General features: G+C 37.7%; 11 protein-coding genes and 1 pseudogene. 6 read left to right on the top strand and 6 right to left on the bottom strand.

Going from position 1 to position 18,355, the window contains the following annotated elements:
- Nucleotides 1-493: 493 nt before the first annotated feature.
- From pyrF to ACFINR_RS06140, 3 genes are all read left to right on the top strand, one after another.
- The gene (gene pyrF, locus ACFINR_RS06150) at nt 494-1,339 is read left to right on the top strand and encodes an orotidine-5'-phosphate decarboxylase (protein WP_375613585.1); all 846 of its coding nucleotides are present in this window, start codon (nt 494-496) and stop codon (nt 1,337-1,339) included.
- A gap of 349 nt (nt 1,340-1,688) precedes the next feature.
- Nucleotides 1,689-3,173, top strand: coding sequence for a histidine--tRNA ligase (gene hisS / locus ACFINR_RS06145; protein WP_375653295.1), 1,485 nt, complete (start codon nt 1,689-1,691; stop codon nt 3,171-3,173).
- A gap of 588 nt (nt 3,174-3,761) precedes the next feature.
- Nucleotides 3,762-4,295, top strand: coding sequence for a replication protein (locus tag ACFINR_RS06140; protein WP_375618298.1), 534 nt, complete (start codon nt 3,762-3,764; stop codon nt 4,293-4,295).
- 882 nt (nt 4,296-5,177) lie between these two features.
- Here ACFINR_RS06140 and ACFINR_RS06135 read toward each other — a convergent pair.
- The gene (locus tag ACFINR_RS06135; protein ID WP_375613588.1) at nt 5,178-5,702 is read right to left on the bottom strand and encodes a peroxiredoxin; all 525 of its coding nucleotides are present in this window, start codon (nt 5,700-5,702) and stop codon (nt 5,178-5,180) included.
- Between the two features lie 217 nt (nt 5,703-5,919).
- On the opposite strand from ACFINR_RS06135, the gene ACFINR_RS06130 reads away from it, so the two are divergent.
- The 3 genes and pseudogenes from ACFINR_RS06130 to ACFINR_RS06120 form a co-directional block, all read left to right on the top strand.
- Nucleotides 5,920-7,548 (top strand): alpha-D-glucose phosphate-specific phosphoglucomutase, encoded by a 1,629-nt coding sequence (locus ACFINR_RS06130; protein WP_375653289.1) that lies wholly within the window; start codon nt 5,920-5,922, stop codon nt 7,546-7,548.
- A gap of 1,085 nt (nt 7,549-8,633) precedes the next feature.
- Nucleotides 8,634-8,969, top strand: coding sequence for a zinc ribbon domain-containing protein YjdM (locus tag ACFINR_RS06125; RefSeq protein WP_375653283.1), 336 nt, complete (start codon nt 8,634-8,636; stop codon nt 8,967-8,969).
- An 876-nt stretch (nt 8,970-9,845) separates the two neighbouring features.
- Nucleotides 9,846-9,926: pseudogene (locus ACFINR_RS06120) on the top strand (DUF4102 domain-containing protein); the annotation flags it as partial.
- Nucleotides 9,927-10,374: 448 nt separating this feature from the next.
- Here ACFINR_RS06120 and ACFINR_RS06115 read toward each other — a convergent pair.
- From ACFINR_RS06115 to ACFINR_RS06095, 5 genes are all read right to left on the bottom strand, one after another.
- Complete coding sequence (locus ACFINR_RS06115; protein ID WP_375612176.1) at nt 10,375-10,953, bottom strand: NifU family protein; 579 nt, start codon at nt 10,951-10,953, stop codon at nt 10,375-10,377.
- Between the two features lie 59 nt (nt 10,954-11,012).
- The gene (locus tag ACFINR_RS06110) at nt 11,013-11,504 is read right to left on the bottom strand and encodes a universal stress protein (RefSeq protein ID WP_375653276.1); all 492 of its coding nucleotides are present in this window, start codon (nt 11,502-11,504) and stop codon (nt 11,013-11,015) included.
- 62 nt (nt 11,505-11,566) lie between these two features.
- Nucleotides 11,567-12,637: a tryptophan--tRNA ligase gene (gene trpS, locus ACFINR_RS06105; protein WP_375653268.1), complete on the bottom strand. Its 1,071-nt coding sequence runs from the start codon at nt 12,635-12,637 to the stop codon at nt 11,567-11,569.
- Nucleotides 12,638-12,697: 60 nt separating this feature from the next.
- A complete protein-coding gene (murJ, locus tag ACFINR_RS06100) occupies nt 12,698-14,269 on the bottom strand; it encodes a murein biosynthesis integral membrane protein MurJ (RefSeq protein ID WP_273790944.1) in 1,572 nt (523 codons plus the stop codon).
- A 774-nt stretch (nt 14,270-15,043) separates the two neighbouring features.
- On the bottom strand, nt 15,044-18,289 hold the full coding sequence (locus ACFINR_RS06095) for a BID domain-containing T4SS effector (protein ID WP_375653262.1): 3,246 nt from the start codon (nt 18,287-18,289) through the stop codon (nt 15,044-15,046).
- Nucleotides 18,290-18,355: the final 66 nt, after the last annotated feature.

The raw sequence follows: 18,355 nt of genomic DNA, 5'->3' as shown, positions 1-18,355 counted from the left end.
GGAATGCGAGTTTCCATGTTTTATCTCCTTGAATATGCTGGAGATACAATGCCTTTTTGCAAATTATGTTCCAAAAGGGATATAGAGCAGCTAAAAAGGAATAGGAAAAATCTAAAGTTAAGATCGAGATCATCATGGTGGGACATTTTCTTTTGAAAATTTTGTTTAAAGCGCGTTCATAGAGAGTTTTTGTTGATCATAAAAAAGGGGGTGAAAACGACAAGGTACGCCTATAGGGCTTTATGAGGTCATTATATGGATGCTGTTTTGTTTATATTCTTTCATAAATTTGAATTTTTATCTCATGACAACGTCTTGGTCGATAAACATATGATAAGCGTTACGAATGGGAATATATTTATGTTTCATAAATAAAAGCACATTTTGTATAGAGAGCTCTTTCTTTGTGTTTTAGCTATTGTATTCTTTTGACAAATGCTTTTCTTTTTGATTGTATCAAAAAGTTTAAAGAGAGACCTTGTTAGGATATAAAATGTTTCGTTCAACTTTTTTTAAAAATCGTGAAATCTATGGACCTCTTTGTATTGGATTTGATCCGAGCCATAAAGTTTTGCAATCGTGGAAACTAAGCTTTGATTATAAAGGTCTAAAAGATTTTTGTGATATTCTCTTAACAGCAGTTGTTGGTAAAGTAGGTATTATAAAGCCGCAAGTCGCATTTTTTGAATTATATGGTGTGGAAGGTCTTCAAGCTCTCAAAGAACTGATTGAAAATGCACACGAACAAGGCATATTGGTTCTGGCGGATGCAAAAAGGGGGGATATTGGCTCTACTGCTGAAGCCTATGGTAAGGCTTGGCTTGGTCCAAGTAGTGCGTTCAAGGTGGATGCCATGACAGTTAATCCTTTTTTGGGTTTTGATGCTCTTATTCCTCTGATAAAGGTTGCAGAAGAAACAGGAGCAGGGGTTTTTGTGGTTGTTCAGTCTTCTAATCCAGAGGGGAAACAAATACGAAATGCGCTTATTGGTGACCAGACACTCTCTCTTCATCTTGCACAGTGTATTTGTGATTATAATAGTCATTCTTCGGTTATTCATCATAATATTGGCCCCATAGGTGCGGTTATAGGAGCGACATTAGGATCTGAATCAAAAGACACAATCGAGCAGTTAAAAAATAGTCTGTTTCTCGTTCCGGGTATTGGCGCTCAAGGTGGAACAATGACACAACTAGCAAATCAATTTCCACAAAGACTTTGGCAGAATGTTATTCCCTCTGTATCACGCTCTGTTACAGATGCTGGACGAAATATTGTTGATTTAAAAAATGTTATCAATCATTTTGCAGAACAAGCGCAAAGCACACTGATGTCTTGAGGATTTTTGCATCTGTAATAAATCTGAAGAATTCTGAAAGGGAGGGGTTTTGAGGGGGATGCTTCCGATTTATCAAGAATCAACTGTCGCTTTGAGGTTTCTTTCAACAAGCACAGATGTCTTTTCATTGAATGTTAAGCGGGCATTTCATGTTGAGCGGGAGGCTATGTTCCTATTGAAAGTACAAATATTTTCAGTAGATTGCCTTAAGGGTAAAGGTTTGCATCTTTTAAAAGCAAAAGCTTATGCATATTGTTACCAGTTTTCAGTTGATAAAGTTATTGCAGCGTTTGTTTCTATAAGATAGACACACGTTATCGGTGAATATATATTGTTGTTAGAGAAAAATATGTTATCAAAACAAGAAAAAACCAAAGCCCGTTTACCCCGTGGGTTTGTTGATCGTACAAGTGCACAGTTGTATGCAACTGAAACAATGATTGCGCAAATTCGTGAAGTTTATGAACTTTATGGTTTTGAAGCACTGGAAACACCAATTTTTGAATATACAGATGTGCTGGGTAAGTTTTTACCGGATTCAGATCGTCCAAATGCGGGCGTTTTTTCGCTACAAGATGATGATGAGCAATGGATGTCTTTGCGCTATGATCTTACCGCGCCTCTTGCTCGTTATTTTGCCGAGAATTTTGAAATTTTGCCAAAGCCTTATCGCAGTTATCGTCTTGGCTTTGTTTTTCGCAATGAAAAACCAGGTCCAGGGCGGTTTCGGCAATTTATGCAGTTTGATGCGGATATTGTTGGAACACCAACGGTAGCGGCTGATGCCGAAATTTGCATGATGGCAGCCGATAGTTTGGAAAAATTAGGGTTTCAGCATCATGAATATGCCATTCGTCTGAATAACCGAAAAATTCTCGATTGCGTTTTAGAGAAAATTGGTTTGGGGGGAAATGAGCAGGCTGAAAAGCGCTTAACTGTCTTAAGAGCAATTGATAAACTGGATAAATTTGGTTCTGAAGGGGTGCGTTTGCTTTTGGGAAAAGGGCGTTTGGATGAAAGTGGTGACTTTACAAAAGGGGCGGAGCTTAAGGAAAAAGAGATTGAGTGTATTCTTACCTTAACTGCTGTTGGAGCTGAAACAGCAGAAGAAACGCTTGAGGCTCTTAAAGAAGTGGTTGGTGATCATGTTCAAGGGCGTGAGGGAATTCGTGAGCTTGAGGAAATGCAAGAAATTTTTGCCGCAAATGGCTTTCAGAATCGTATCAAGATTGATCCATCGGTGGTGCGTGGACTGGATTATTATACAGGTCCTGTCTTTGAGGCTACGTTGCTGTTTGATGTTTTCAATGATGATGGGCAGAAAGTTGTTTTTGGCTCCGTTGGTGGTGGTGGGCGCTATGATGGATTGGTGGCACGCTTTCGTGGTGAAAATATTCCGGCAACAGGTTTTTCAATCGGGGTCTCACGCTTGATCGCTGCTTTGCAAAATCTTGAAAAGTTGCCTATGAAGGAGACAACAGGGCCGGTTGTGGTGCTTATGATGGATAAAGAGCCAGAGGCGGTTGCTGGTTATCAAAAAATGGTGATGCAGTTGCGTGGTGCGGGAATTCGTGCTGAGCTCTATTTGGGGGCATCGGGGATAAAAGCGCAGATGAAATATGCAGATCGACGCCAAGCGCCTTGTGTGGTTATCCAAGGCTCACAAGAACGTGAGAGCGGAAAAATACAGATTAAAGATTTGATTGAAGGGGCGCGTTTGTCTCATGAAATTAAGGATAATCAAACATGGCGTGAAAGTCGACCAGCACAAGTGACGGTTGATGAAGATCAATTGGTCAAAACAGTACAGGATATTTTAGCCGCCCAAAAATGATAATGGTAAAAGTCTTTATCGAAGTGATTGTTCGAAATATTTTGGAAATTTGAAATTCAATTTTTAAAATTTGTGCTTTGCTCGTTTATACGTGTTGGTGCACGCGTTCAAAAGCGGGGTTTTGAAGTGCGTGCGGCATAAAAGAGAGATTTTTAAGAGATAAATAAGCACTATTTGCTATAAAACGTGCCCTTCTGAGGATGCGATGATAATGCGTTAAAATGAGCAAAAAAATTGTAACGAACAAAAACTCTGAGAAAATTAAAAGGTTTCACGCAACGCTTTCCCAAAAGTTTATAAAAATATTGACAAGTTCATATTGGCTTCATCTTTGAATTCTCATCTATGAGTATCAAATCCTTTGATGTTCTCTTCTTGGACATTACAAAATCTAGCCTTATTGCAAAAGAAGGAAGAACTAGAGCGTTTTATCCTAAAAGACTTTTTAAGCTTCAAATAACAATGGAATGACTTAAATCGAACAATTTTTTACAGGAGCATGTTTGGATGAATTGTAAGCTGCCATAATGGTAACATACTGATAATATGCATTTTTCATAAAGTCAATTCTTTAACGGAGAAATGAAAATGGTCCAATATGATTTTACTCTGCTCTATGAACGAAATCCCTTTATTCTTGAAAGACCTGAGAATATTGGAAAATCATTTAAACTTCCTCCTTCAAATTTCGGATTTGAAGATCTTCCGCAAATTACCTTTTCAGGCGCCTCGTCGTGTCGGCGTATGATTTTTGGGTTATCATTTAGTGGTATGAAAGCATTTTTTGTGATGTTGTGGCAGGTAGGGAAAATGTTAGATGAGGGGGATGATGTGGATTTATGGTTTGATCAGATAACATTGGATCATGATATTCTTGAAGAATTTTTGACTTGCGATCTTTCAATTCAAGAACCAGAATATCTTAATTTTGAAAGTTTTAAAGAAGGTATCAAAGAATTAGAAACAAATAAAATTGTAGCGAAGGGGACAAAAAAAGATTGTTATTTCATCAATCCAGATATTTTTGGTCTTCCTGAATGTGATGAAGATTTTGAGTTCGATGAAGAGGAAGAGATAGAAGCACACTTTACGGTAGAATACCCGAATAAACAACTCCTTTAATCGTTTTTCTCTTAGAGAAAAATAAAGGCTTAGAATAAATGGCTATGAGAACAGCAATGAGTCTGTTTAGGGTATGTGAATTGGAATGTTTGCGGGATCTGTTTTGATTTAATATTCTCCATGAATGGTTCTTTATGCAGAGCGGTTTTTATGCCATATTTTCTTCTTTTTATGAGACATAAGTTAATTTGAACTGTGCACCTCTTCAAACAAATGTTTGATCTGTATTTTCTTTCTTGGTACTTTTGTGAACTTTGCAGTAATGATGTTCATAGCTCTTGTATTTTGGCGCGTTTACGAGAGGTATTTTTACTCTTTTTAATCGTTTATTCATATGCCAATCCCGCTTGCTAATGAGCAAGAAAATAGTTTTAAGGGATTCAATATAAGAAGGGATAAAATAAAACAATCTTATGATATTCGGCTCCTCTCATTCAATATGCAAAATTATAAATTATCTTTATAAATCAAAGTATTGTTTAATACAAAGTTTTTCTCAGTATGAGAAATTTAGCATTGATCTTGCATATTTCATCAATACGTTAGTCCTTGATGTTTCTGAGAGAGTTTTGCATGAATTTGCGCATTTGGCAATTGCATCCCCATTTTTTGATAGCGTGCAACAGCTTTTAACTCTTTGATTTTTTAGCCCCACAACGGGTCCAGATTTTTCATCAGCAATTTTTCAAACTTTTTCAAAGCAGTTAAAACATAAAATATTTATTGAAAAAATTATTGCTGTAATCTTTTCTCACAGAAGGCGTACAATCAACTTATCGTGTTTGTTTTCACGAATAGATGTTGTAAAAAGTCAACGACACAAATCTTCCTCCTCAGAAAATTTGTGTCGTAAAATTTTGTTTAAATAGACGATTGGGGGAATTAGCTTTTCAAGGCTTTTAAAACATGTTGTGGTGAAGAAACTTCATAAGGATCTGTTGCACAATTATCTGAAAAACCTGCTTCTTCGAACCATTGTTCAACCACACCATCATTAATAACAGCTGCATAGCGCCATGATCGCATGCCGAACCCAACATTGTCTTTTGCAACCAGCATACCCATTTTGCGTGTGAATTCACCAGAGCCATCGGGAATTAACTTCACGTTTTTGATATTTTGTGCTTTTCCCCAAGCATTCATGACAAAAGCATCATTGACGGAAAGGCAATAAATTTCATCAATACCCGCTTGTTTAAATTCATCATAGAGCTTTTCAAAATCAGGCAGCTGAAAGGTTGAGCAAGTAGGGGTAAAAGCTCCAGGAAGAGAAAAAAGAATAACACGCTTTCCTTTAAAGTAAGCATCGCTGTTAACTTCTTGCCACCGATAAGGATTGTCTCCAGCCACTGATTCATCGCGTACGCGTGTGTGGAATGTTACATTGGGAACTGTTTTTTTCATCATCATGATGCTCCTGTATTCTTTTACGAAAATTTTGTTTTAAAACAGCCTTTGTATTTAAAAACATATGGTAAAAAGCGTTTTAAATAAAAGGGCTTCTTTAAAAATTCTTACTTCTAACGAGTGTGCAAATATTTCACACTTCCGTCAAGTAGAATTAATGGTCGACTTTGGATACTCTTCACCTTAAAATTATAGGAAAGAATATAAAGGTATTGATATGACCATAAAGACAGTTTTAACCACGGCTTTTGAGGGGCAAAAACCGGGAACGTCTGGTTTGCGCAAAAAAGTGTCTGTTTTTCAACAACCCCATTATGTAGAAAACTTTATACAATCTCTTTTTGATAATATTGGACCTCTTGAAGGAAAAATGTTGATTCTGGGGGGGGATGGGCGCACTTTTAATCGTACTATCCTTCAGATTGTGTTGAAGATGGCAGCGGCGCATGGTGTCTCTTGTGTTAAAATGGGAAGGGGCGGTATTCTTTCTACACCTGCTGTTTCGCATCTTATTCGTAAAACTCATGCCCATGGTGGACTTATTCTTTCTGCAAGCCATAATCCTGGTGGTCCAGAAGGAGATTGTGGTATTAAATATAATATTTCCAATGGGGGACCCGCTCCTAATTCTTTATGTGATGCTATTTTTGCAACATCGCAACGTCTTTCCTGTTATAAAATTCTTGAAGCACCAGATATTGATTTAGATAGGCAAGGTACAACCTTTATAGGAGCCATGCGGATTGATATTATTAATCCTGTCGCTGATTATGTTGCTTTGATGCAGGAGCTTTTTGATTTTGACTGTATTGCCAAGGCTGTTGCTCGAGGTCTTACTTTACGGTTTGATGCCATGCATGCGGTAACAGGGCCTTATGCCCATGAAATTTTTGAAAAATGCTTAGGATTTTCTGAAGGGACGGTGGTTAATGGTATTCCTTTGCCAGATTTTGGAGGCGGTCATCCAGATCCCAATTTGGTTTATGCTAAGGATCTTTATGATTTATTGATGTCAGAGCAAGGACCAGATCTTGGCGCAGCCTCTGATGGTGATGGAGACCGTAACCTCATTATTGGTCGTCAACAATTTGTCTCGCCTTCGGATTCTTTGGCTATTATGGCTGAACATGCACACCTTATTAAAGGATATCGAAAAGGTGTTGTGGGGATAGCGCGTTCTATGCCAACGGGGCGTGCTGCTGATCTGGTTGCGGAAAAACACGGATTAAATTTTTTTGAAACGCCAACGGGATGGAAGTTTTTTGGAACCCTTTTGGATGCGGGAAAAGTAACCTTTTGTGGTGAAGAAAGCTTTGGAACGGGCTCTCATCACATCCGCGAAAAAGATGGTTTATGGGCTGTCCTATTTTGGTTAAATCTTGTAGCGGTAACAGAAAAAACTGTCGCACAGATTGTTCAACAGCATTGGTCCACCTATGGGCGTTTTTACACGTTACGGCATGATTATGAAGAAGTCGAAGCAGATAAAGCTTTGGCATTACTAGAGCATTTGCGTGCGCACTTACCACATGCAGGAACTGAAATTTCTGGATTTTTCGTCAAAAAAGCAGATGATTTTACATATCATGATCCCGTTGATCAGAGCGTTAGCACGCGGCAAGGTATACGTATTTTTTTCGAGAATGGAGCAAGGTTGGTGGTTCGTTTGTCGGGAACAGGGACGCTAGGTGCTACTTTACGACTTTATTTTGAACAGTATGAAAGTGATCCGCGCAAACACAATTTTAATCCGCAAGAAGTTCTCCAACCTTTGCAACAGGTAGCACTAAAACTGTTAAACATACAACAAGCATTGGGGCGAGATCGTCCTGATATTATCACCTAAGATCATTGGAATGTTTTTTTGTAAAGGTATGATGATTGATCACATGGATGTGATTTTAGGGGTGTGATTTTATGTGCATAAGGGAGAGCTTAACTCTATTTTTAGGCGAGACTTGTTTTTTCCACCTTTCCATATCAATCGGATTCCTAAAACTGCGGGATTCTTAAAACTAAATGCTGTAGGAAATTATAATCGAGCATAATCGGATCATTTATGTCCAATGGGTTTGCTCAATGGCTTGATAGCAATTTTTGTTTAATAGGGGAATGTTTCTCATACAAAACAAAATACGATCATTGTTGCACATTTCATATGTTTGTTTTAAAGAATCTTCTCTCTCAAGACACTAAAAACGCATCTTATGCGTGTTGCTTTGAAAGGGATAACCGGCCATCCATCCATTGAGCAGCACCATTTTTACGCTTATGAGAGAGTAAGACGGCACCATTATTCACTTTGCCCGCTTTCAATGTTGGCTCTTATATTTGAGAGTATTTAGTATTTTGGATAATCGTTTTACACGGATTTTCCTACTTGTAACATGCAAACAAAAGGCTTTGGTTGTTTCAATGTAAAAGGGGCTGAGAGAATCTCAGCTTATTTATCGGCTTTCATTCAATATACAAAACCATTAACTATGATCATAAATCAGTCTGTTCTCTAACATTATGACTGTTATCTTTACTTAAATAAAAGGTTAAGTTGGGGACATCATTTTCTTGTTTCTCAATGCTGAAATAGTTTTTAGCTCTCTGAGAACGTTTTATTCAGAGATGTTCCTTTTCTAATTGTTTTGTTATCCATTCGTTAATTGCATTGGTGATGTATAAGAAAATGATTTTGATTAATTTATTAGAGAGAATGCAGTGAGTAAATTTTATGATATGCGGGGGGCTTATTTGAGTTGTATAATGATCAATCATTTTTATAAACTTGTGTATAGTATGTGATGATAGCATTCATGAACACAGTTGGCAGATGAGGATTGAAACAAAGGGAAACATTTTTCTAAAATAATGGACAATAAGCACTTCTTGCTTTATGACCAGTCATAATGAATGATTTTTCTTTTAAAAGGGGAATTTATGACCCAATATCCCAAATGTCCTCGTTGTGATTGTCTTTATACTTATGAAGATGGTGAAAATTTTGTGTGTCCTGAATGCGCGCATGAATGGCCACAAAAAAACGATGATACGGTTCTTGCCAATACTGTTTATGATGCCAATGGTCAGATTTTAACAAACGGAGATACCGTTATGGTGATAAAAGATCTGAAAGTAAAAGGCGCTTCATCTGTTTTAAAAGGGGGGACGAAGGTAAAGAATATTCGCTTGGTGGATGGGGATCATAATATCGATTGCAAAATTCTTGGGATCGGTCAGATGAGTTTAAAGTCGGAGTTTGTGAAAAAAGTTTAAGCATTTGTCCTCTTGCAATTGTTTTTGGATTTCGTTGGTTTTCTATTTTTACATTCTTCTCTAATTGGGCATATTTTTCTCCAGTGGCTTCTTTTCTTGTTTCATAGATTACACCAATCAGATAAAAGCAATATGTTTTCCTTTAGTGTAAGGCCATGTATAGCAGAGAAATAGCGACTCTGTCTTTTCTTTTAATATGCGGTTATGAGGGGACAGGATGTTGACTCATAAGCAACAATAAAAGTATGCGCTTTATGAGAAGAACAATACCGTAAAGTAGACAAACTTATTCCTGCTGAATTGAAAAAATATTCTCATTTTTTTTATCAGATAATTTCTCAAACAACCATAATAGATCTGGCTTCAATGTATTTATTTTTTATGGGTAGTTACACCTTTTGCGTCATATTTATGGAAATGAGATTGAAAATGATAGAGGAAATTCTTGATTTTAAGAATGGAAAAAGGACGCTATGATCTTGATAAGGTCTTATTGCCATGCATTTTCCAGCTCTTAGTACTGCAACAGTCTCTTATAAAAGTGTACATAAGAGCTATTAAAAATAGTTTTTGTTATTATCCAGTTTGTGCTGTGTAAGCGGACGATTTTGATTGATGCAATAAAAACATAATTGAAATAAGAAGAATGTCAGAATTCTCATTGCAAGTTGCAAAATGTGATCTTTGTCGAGTGGCTGAAACAACATATTGATTTATAATAATAAATTAGCGTTATTCATATTGAATTAGAACCCCGAATAACGTGGGATTCTCTCATTTCAAATCTGTTCCATGTTGAATCAATTAAAATCACTTGCTTGCACACCACACGCGGGGCTGGCGTGTGGGTAAAAATGAGGAAAGAAAGGATTAAAAATGACTCTTATGAATCGTCTTAATGAAAGAGCTGTCGCATCATTAGGGGCTGGCAGATATGATGATGGTGCCGGCTTGCTACAAGAAGTATTTTGCGTGATTTGTCGTTGGAAGCACTGAGAAAGATAGAGCAAATGAGCACTCTATCGTACAATGTTTTCTTTTTTGGGTTTTCTTTTTTTGTAACGAGGTCGTGTTTTCCTCGTTAAAATTGCATGACAAGATTATGAGATAAAATAAATTTAAAGTGCACACCCATACATTGTACTTCTGTGTACGATTGGTTTGTTGAAATAACTTATGCTTCTTAAAGGGGGCTTTGAAATCTTTTTAAGGCATATGTGGAGGTGAAAGGTGAGTGAAGGTATCATTATTGGACAGATTTTTGTAACAGTACTCTATTTTTATGACTGCATGGCTTACTTCGAAAATTTCAGGAATAAAATGACGTAAGATTTTTGCACTCCATGTTTGAGCGCTGTTGAAGAGGGGCAATCGGTGTGGTTATTTTACCTATTGAGGTCAATATTTATTGTGGCATGGCTTCAACGCCTAAAACTTCAGGGATAAAATGACGTAAAAGATTTTCAATACCATGTTTGAGTGTTGCTGTTGAAGAGGGACATCCAGCGCAGGAGCCGCGCATATTGAGATAAACAATACCATTTTCAAATCCGCGAAAAGTAATGTCTCCACCGTCGTTGGCAACTGCGGGGCGGATACGTGTTTCAAGGAGCTCTTTAATGGTTAAGACAATATCAGCATCTTTTTCGTCATAAAATTCTTCGTTAAGGGCATGGGTTTGTGCTTGTGTTGTAGCGTTGGTGGTGATCACTGGCTCATTGGATAGAAAATGTTCCATGATTGTGCCTAAAATGACGGGCTTGAGATGTTGCCATTCTCCTTCTTTTTTGCTTACGGTGATAAAATCATAGCCTAAAAAAACACCATTGATATTGGGAATATTAAATAGTTTAGCCGCTAAAGGTGAGTTTTTAGCTGCTTCTTCACGGTCACGAAATTCTAATACTCCCTCAGAAAGAACCACGCGTCCTGGCAAGAATTTAAGTGTTGCAGGGTTTGGGGTGGTTTCAGTTTGAATAAACATAAATTCTCCTTTTATAATGAAGGATTGGGAAGATCTTACATTGTAGAATATTATATTTTTTAGGCAATAGATCTAATATCTTCATCGGCAAGATTGCTAGGAATAACAATGACAGGGATTGAAAAAGCTGTTCCTTTATTCCCGATTAATTGAACAAGGGGTCCTGGTCCTTCTGTATGTTCACTGGCTGCTAAAACAATCAGTGCAATCCTTTTATCTTCGTCGATCAGTTTAGAAATCTCATCAATTTTTTTTCCCTCACGCACTACTATTTCTGTTTCAAGCGCATGGGTGGTGCGGACTTTACTGGCAATGTCTCCTAATATTTTATGAGCACTTTGCTTTGATTCTGTACGCATAACGTTGTTTACACCCAGAAAATGTTGAAATTCTGCACTATCAACGACACAAAGTAATACCAATGTTCTACTGGTATTTTGGGCATGCTGTGCGGCAAACGCAACGGCACGCCGACACTCTGGTGTTTCATCGATAATAACTAAGTTTTTTTTCTTTGGTTTTTTTTTCGGATTTTGGGGTTTGGAAATCATGCACTTTCTCTATTTTGTACAAACGATTTTTTTGCTCTCTACAGTTTTTAGTTTTATTATTTTTATGTATCGTGCAAAAATCCAATAATTTCACGAATTTTTTTCATATTTTCTTCTGCGAGCATACTAGCACGTTTAGCGCCATCATGCAAAACAGAGTCGATATAACCGCTTTCTTGATGAAGGCGACGTAATTCTTCTGTTATAGGGGCAAGCTTATGGACAACAAGGTCGGCTAGAGCTGTTTTAAAATGCGAAAATTGTTGACCAGAAAATTCTAAAAGAATCTTTTCTTTGCTAACTTTGGCAAAGGCGGCATAAATACCAAGCAGGTTATCTACTTCTGGTCGTTCTTTTAAAGCGGCAAGGGTATCGGGAAGTGGAGCCGAATCCGTTTTGGCTTTGCGTATTTTTTTTGCGATAAGATCAGCGTCATCGGTCAAATTAATGCGTGAAAAATCTGAAGGATCTGATTTTGACATTTTTTTCGTCCCATCGCGCAAAGACATAACGCGTGTGGCTGTTGTTCCAATCAGTGCTTCTGGAAGAGGAAAAAAGCCTTGTCTTTTTTCTTCATCTGTTTGCATAGAGATGCCAAAATTTAATTCGGCAATACGCTGTGCATAGTCGTTGTTAAATTTTTGTGCAATATCGCGTGTGAGTTCAACATGCTGTTTTTGATCTTCGCCTACTGGAACATGCGTTGCACGATAGACTAAAATATCAGCAGCCATCAAAGTGGGATAGGCAAAAAGCCCGATGGATGCTTTTTCGCGATCTTTTCCCGCTTTATCTTTAAATTGTGTCATGCGTTGAAGCCAGCCGATACGGGCAACACAATTAAAAATCCAGGCGAGTTCAGCATGTTGAAAAACACGTGATTGGTTAAAAATAATGTGTTTTTGAGGATCAATACCGGCGGCTAAAAAAGCTGCTGTCACTGTTCTGGTGGATTCGCGTAAAGTAAGGGGATCTGGGTTGACTGTGAGCGCATGCATATCCACAACACAATAGAGGCAGTGATGAGAGTTTTGCAGTTCAACCCAACGCTGAATGGCTCCAAGATAATTGCCAAGATGTAAATGACCACTCGGTTGTACGCCGGAAAAGACAAGTGGTGTGAAGGTATCCATAGGAGTGCTCTTTCTTCAATTAAGGTTATTCATTTTATTGTTTTTGACAAAGTATAGATATTATGAGCGTTTTTTCAAATTTTTAAGCGTGTGAAAAAAGGAACGGGTGTTGAATAAAAAATAGGCACTAAAATAGATCAAAAATATGCCAATCATGATCCCAGCTAAGGTGATCGCGCGCAAGAAAAATGATGCTTGTGAGGATAAAGGAAAAGACAAAAAACCAAACACATTCAATCCGTAATAGAGGGCTAGTGCACTCAAAAGAGTTGCCATCATGAGACATAATATTCGCTTTATCAGTTGGAAGTCGTATTTCCAATAACCGCGTTTGATAAGGACACTCCACAGCAAAAGGGTGTTGGCCCATCCAGAGGTAATTTCAGCAATAACAATGCCTCGTGCAGATAGAATAGGAAATAATGTTAAGGCGAGACTGATATTGATGAAAACGCAAATACCTGTAAAAATCATCGGTGTTTTGGTATCTTCATGGGCAAAAAAATTAGGAATAAAGACCTTAATAAGAACAAAAGCTGGAAGTCCTAATCCATAAAGTTCTAGTAATTGTGCAACATGGTGTGTTGATTGACTGGTAAATTGTCCTCGTTCAAAGAGCAAACTGACAATGGGAGTGGAGAGCAGCAAAAAAGCAATGGATGCTGGAAGTGTTAACAACAATGTTAATTCAATAGAGCGATTTTGTAAATGGTGGGTTTCTTTATGCTTTTTGCTCCGCAAAGCGCGTGTTAACTCTGGTAAAAGAACGGTTGCAACGGCAATGGCAATTACGCCTAAAGGCAATTGATAAAGACGATCAGCATACATCAAAGAAGAGACAGCACCCGATTGACTAGAAGCAATGTTGGTATTAATAAGCAAATTAATTTGCGTGATGCCACCTGTGATGGCTGCGGGGAATGCTAAAGTTAATAGCTTACGAACATTAGGACTTAAATGGGGCTGGCGGAAGGAAATTTTCATTCCACTTTGACGCAAAGCAAGGGCAATTAAGGTGAGTTGAAGAAGCCCTGCTGCCAATACACCCCAAGAGAGATTTAAGCCGATATGCCAAGCGTCAAGTTTATAGATCCAAGCATAGGCAAGCACACCAATCAGAATAATGTTTAAAAAGAGTGGGGCAATGGCGGCAATAAAATAGCGTCGCAGCGCATTAAGCATACCCCCCATCATGGCAGCAAGCGACATGCAGGTTAAATAGGGAAACATGATTGCAGTAAAGTGAATTGTAGCGTTAAATTTTGTTGCATCTTCGGTAAAACCTGGGGCAATAATGGTTCGTACCAAAAAAGGCATACTCAGTTCCATCGCAATCGTTAACAGTAAGAGCAGCGAAAAGAGAACACCAAAGACTTCTTCTGCAAATTTGCATGCCGTTTCGTGACCTTCTTCAGTGATTTTTTTTGCAAAAAGAGGAATGAAAGCAGCGTTAAAGGCACCTTCAGCAAAAAAACGACGAAATGTGTTGGGAAAACGAAAAGCAGCGTTAAAGGCATCAGAAACAGGACCTGTCCCTAGGGCTGCTGCCATAAGCATTTCGCGTACGAAGCCAAAAATACGGCTCATGAGGGTTCCGGAAGCAACTGTTGCAATTTTTTTAATCAATGTCATAAAGATATATCAGCTTTGTTGTAAAAGAGAAGCGATGACAGGAGAAATAAAGCGTTTTAAATCGTAAAAATCTGATCTCTATCCTAATCAAGGATACTTTTTGAAAGCGTTTTACGACGGTGTTTATCTTTCTGTCAACAATGGTGCTTGAAGACTTTTTTATGCTCCTTGTTTACTGTTGTATTAAAATTTTTATTGTTGCCATAAAATAATTAAAATTTCTTTTTCAAACTGAAATATGCGAGTGATATCATAACAGTTTGAAGGGATATATAATGATAATTTCTCTCTATGGGTGATGTCGTGAATAGTGCAACCCAATACCGTTCTGTTTTATGTGAGGGGTGTGACCCTATTAAAGAACGCAAATAAAATAAAAGCGTGGAGCAATACGCAATTTCCATTATTTATTCATTATTAAAAAAACAGCGCTTTAGATGTTTTAAAAAGTCGTAAGGCTGAGCTAAAAGGTGATGGTAAAGCTGGTGATTGGTTTTTACTTTTACGACTTTATGTTCTCCCAAAATTTGTCTGCCCTCCCGTTTTAGAGATTACATAAACAAGAGGATAGGAAGATATGATCTTTCAACAGCATTTTTCTTGTTCAGGTTTCTTTTCACAGTTGATGAGGATAAAATCTGAGAAAATAAGATAAAGTTGCTCTCTCATGGTTTCCATTCTCGTTGAGGTGCGATTGATTTGCCGATGAAGGCAAGGGGATAAAGGCTATCATTTTTACCAGAGGGGGAGAAAAAGTTAAAGTTTATGAACCTTTTAGATATTCATTGTCATTGCTTTTGCGTGCGCCGTTTTGTGAGGTTGAATATTTTCTTGTCTTTTGGGACTCTGATTGACGTTTTGTGTCATTTTTTGCACTTTAATTGCTTCTTTATCAAGGGTGTTGGAACATTTTTTTTCATTGTTTTTCTTTATAGATTGATGCTGGATAGATTGATACTGGTTTGGTGCGAAGCGCTCATCGAATTTATGGTTATAAAAATACATGGGTTGTATATGCGGTTCTATCTCTTTTATCTGCTTGACTATTTCCATAATCTCTTTTGCTTTGATGGTTGATGTGCCAAGACTCTTCGCAAGTCTTTCAGGATTATTTTCTTTTATAACTTCATGCTCGTTTGAAGATAAGCGCTCATTGATTTTTTTGATATAAGTCCTTATCTCCCCCCTTAATTCAGGAGAGTTTGATAACATTTCTTGCTGTTGTGCTTTTGACAAGGAAAGGAGATTTTTCATCCAAGCCTTAGGCATTTCTACCGACTGTTCACACCGCCTTTGTTTTACATGATGGGTATGGAGAATGTCTCTTTCTGTTTGTTTAGAAATATTGATATAACGATCAATGGCTCTACAGAGGGGCAAAATATTTTCTTCAGCATGGGCGCGCGCGTTGTTTTTTATGCCAAATACATTGCTACCAGAAAGCTTAGAAATCGATTGGGGAGAGGTGGTAATTTGATAGGTGAGTTGTTCTCCTTCAGTATGATTTTCATGGATCATCTCAATTTTTTCCCGCAAAATATGACGATTGCCATAAATGATTTGGCACAAAGTTTCTATTTCTTTTCTTCTTGCTTGAATGGATGCGTTGTTTTTTATCCTTGTGGCAATTTCATTGTTGGTAAGGGGGGCTATTGTTTGTGCGGGGATAAGCACTTCTTGCTGGTTTTGAATTTTTGGTGCTGTAAAGGAGAGGGCGTCACCGATTTTTAATGTCTGTATTTGCTCTGGGGTGAGATCTTTTTTATTTCCCAAGATGAAAATTCCGTTAGCATCAAGCATAAAGCCATTGGGTCCACTGCCTCTGTAAAAGCCTTTATAGGTATGACCTTCTTTTGCTGTTATAATAAGATGATGATGAATACTCTCAAGCCCGATATGTTTCATACTGTCCATGAATTCTTTTAAAATAAGTATTTTTTCTGGATTTGAGATATCTTCAAGCAGATGTTTCATTTCTTCTTTATCGTTATGTTTTAGCGATGCAATGCTGGCAAGATTCATACGTTTTTCTGTTACAAGAGAAAAGTCGAGTGTGTGGCCAGCAACTTGCCCAAGTTTTTCAAAAAACATTCGTTGCGTGCGTCCATTGCCTTCTCTGAAAGGATGTGTATAGTTGAGCTGTATCAACATTTCAGTGACATGTTCAACAAATGTTTCGCGGGTTAAGCCTTTTAAACTATTCGTTTCAGCAAGTATTTTATCTAAATTTTCTAGTCTCTCTTGTATCTGTTTTGCTGAGGCAAAAGAAATACCAGCTTTTTTCATCATTGGCATATAAGCAACGGTACCATCTTCAAATGTAAATGGTTTTTCGCGTGTTTGTCCGGCCCATTCAAAAGTATTTTTAAATAGGGTGTGATGAATATATTGGAGATATGTGGAAGTTAGTTTTTGCGGTGGCGCTTCTTGGCGTAGATGAATGATTGCTTTTGTTGTATCATGGGCACATTGCACTTTTAATTTTTTATAGTCTTTTATACCATATTTATTTTTTAAGGTGATACTATTAGGGCAAAAGAAATTACGGTACATTGTCTTATTTTCTTCGGTTTCAGGCGGTGATGATAATTTCTCCTGTAAGGTGAGAGGGACGGTGTTCGTTTTTCTTGTACCAGTATCCCAGTATGCCATAGCTTTTTTGGGGGGCTGTTTTTCTATTTCTTGATGATCAGAGCGTGTTTCCTTTGTCATTTTGACAGATATTGGATCATTTGTCGCTGTATTACTGCTCTGTAAAATGTTTTTTTGAAAATCTTTTTGCATTTGCCTCATAGCGGAAGCAGATTGAGCAATTGGTTGTGCCATTTGTTCTTTTTCTTGTTCTTGCAAACTTTTGGGCATAGCTTCAACGCTGTCATGTAAAGTATGAGGGGCAATCCATGGTGAAAAATAGGATTTTCCCTTTTTCTTTGTTTGAATGGATGCGTTGTCTTTGCTCTTTTCAGTTATTTCATCGTTTTTAAGAGTGGCTCTTTTTTCTTCTTTTTCTTCTGGAAGCAATGTTTTTTGCTGGGTTTTTTCTGGGTTTTGAATTTTTGGTGCTGTAAAGGAGAGGGCGTCACCGATTTTTAATGTCTGTATTTGCTCTGGGGTGAGATCTTTTTTATTTCCCAAGATGAAAATCCCGTTGGCATCAAGCATGAAGCCATTGGGTCCACTGCCTCTATAGGTACCATGATAGGTTTCTCCTTCTTTTGCAACGACAGCGAGATAATAATTTTTTTCATCCAATCCAAGCTCTCTCATAGAGTTGGTGAATTCTCGTAAGAGGAGCAATTTTTCTGGATTTGAGATATCTTCAAGCAGATGCTTCATAGGCTCTGGGTTGCCATGTTCCATGGCAGCGGCGCGGACAAAGTCTTTACGTTTTTTGCTCACAAGAGAAAAGTCTAGCTCATGTCCTGCTGCTTGAGAGAGTTTTTCAACAAACAGTCTCTTTGTGCGCCTATTACCCTCTCTGAAAGGATGCAAGTGGTGCAAATCTATCATTATACTAGCTGCTTGTTCAACGAATTCTTCGCGCGTTAAGCCTTGTAAATTATTCTTTTCAGCAAGCGTTTTATCTAACTTTTCTAGTCCCTCCTGTATTTTTCTGCCAATCGCAAAAGGTTTTGTAAATTCTTTTCTTTTCAAAATGGGCATAGAAGCAACAGAGCCATCTTCAAATGTAAAAGGCTCTTGGCGTGTTTGTCCGGCCCATTCAAATGTACGGGAAAAGAGGCGTTGATGAAGGTATTTTAGATAAGAGGCATTAAACTGCTCTGGTAGAGGTTCTTGGTGCAGTTTTATCATTTCTTTTTTTACATCATTAGAACAGCATTCTTTTAATATTTCTTTATCTTTGATGCGGTATTTATTTTTAAGCACTTTGCTATTGGGGTAGAAAAAATTTTGCGCTTCTTCATTGATTTGCTTTGAAATGGCTGCATTAATTACAGAGTGTTGTTCTTGCAATTCTTCCTGTGTAAAGGAGGCACAATGTTCTGTGTTTTCTTTCATGCATATTTCCTTTCAAATGGTAACATTATTTTTTGAAATCTTCTTTGTTTACATTTTTTGCCTTAT

This window comes from Bartonella sp. AP19HLJMH (assembly GCF_042196245.1).
Lineage (GTDB): Bacteria > Pseudomonadota > Alphaproteobacteria > Rhizobiales > Rhizobiaceae > Bartonella.
This window is presented reverse-complemented; position numbering and strand designations above follow the sequence as displayed.

Bases quoted from the DNA above. Each gene is read 5' to 3' on its own strand.
- pyrF (WP_375613585.1), top strand. From the start codon at position 494: ATGTTTCGTTCAACTTTTTTTAAAAATCGTGAAATCTATGGACCTCTT.
- hisS (WP_375653295.1), top strand. From the start codon at position 1,689: ATGTTATCAAAACAAGAAAAAACCAAAGCCCGTTTACCCCGTGGGTTT.
- ACFINR_RS06140 (WP_375618298.1), top strand. From the start codon at position 3,762: ATGGTCCAATATGATTTTACTCTGCTCTATGAACGAAATCCCTTTATT.
- ACFINR_RS06135 (WP_375613588.1), bottom strand. From the start codon at position 5,702: ATGATGAAAAAAACAGTTCCCAATGTAACATTCCACACACGCGTACGC.
- ACFINR_RS06130 (WP_375653289.1), top strand. From the start codon at position 5,920: ATGACCATAAAGACAGTTTTAACCACGGCTTTTGAGGGGCAAAAACCG.
- ACFINR_RS06125 (WP_375653283.1), top strand. From the start codon at position 8,634: ATGACCCAATATCCCAAATGTCCTCGTTGTGATTGTCTTTATACTTAT.
- ACFINR_RS06115 (WP_375612176.1), bottom strand. From the start codon at position 10,953: ATGTTTATTCAAACTGAAACCACCCCAAACCCTGCAACACTTAAATTC.
- ACFINR_RS06110 (WP_375653276.1), bottom strand. From the start codon at position 11,504: ATGATTTCCAAACCCCAAAATCCGAAAAAAAAACCAAAGAAAAAAAAC.
- trpS (WP_375653268.1), bottom strand. From the start codon at position 12,637: ATGGATACCTTCACACCACTTGTCTTTTCCGGCGTACAACCGAGTGGT.
- murJ (WP_273790944.1), bottom strand. From the start codon at position 14,269: ATGACATTGATTAAAAAAATTGCAACAGTTGCTTCCGGAACCCTCATG.
- ACFINR_RS06095 (WP_375653262.1), bottom strand. From the start codon at position 18,289: ATGAAAGAAAACACAGAACATTGTGCCTCCTTTACACAGGAAGAATTG.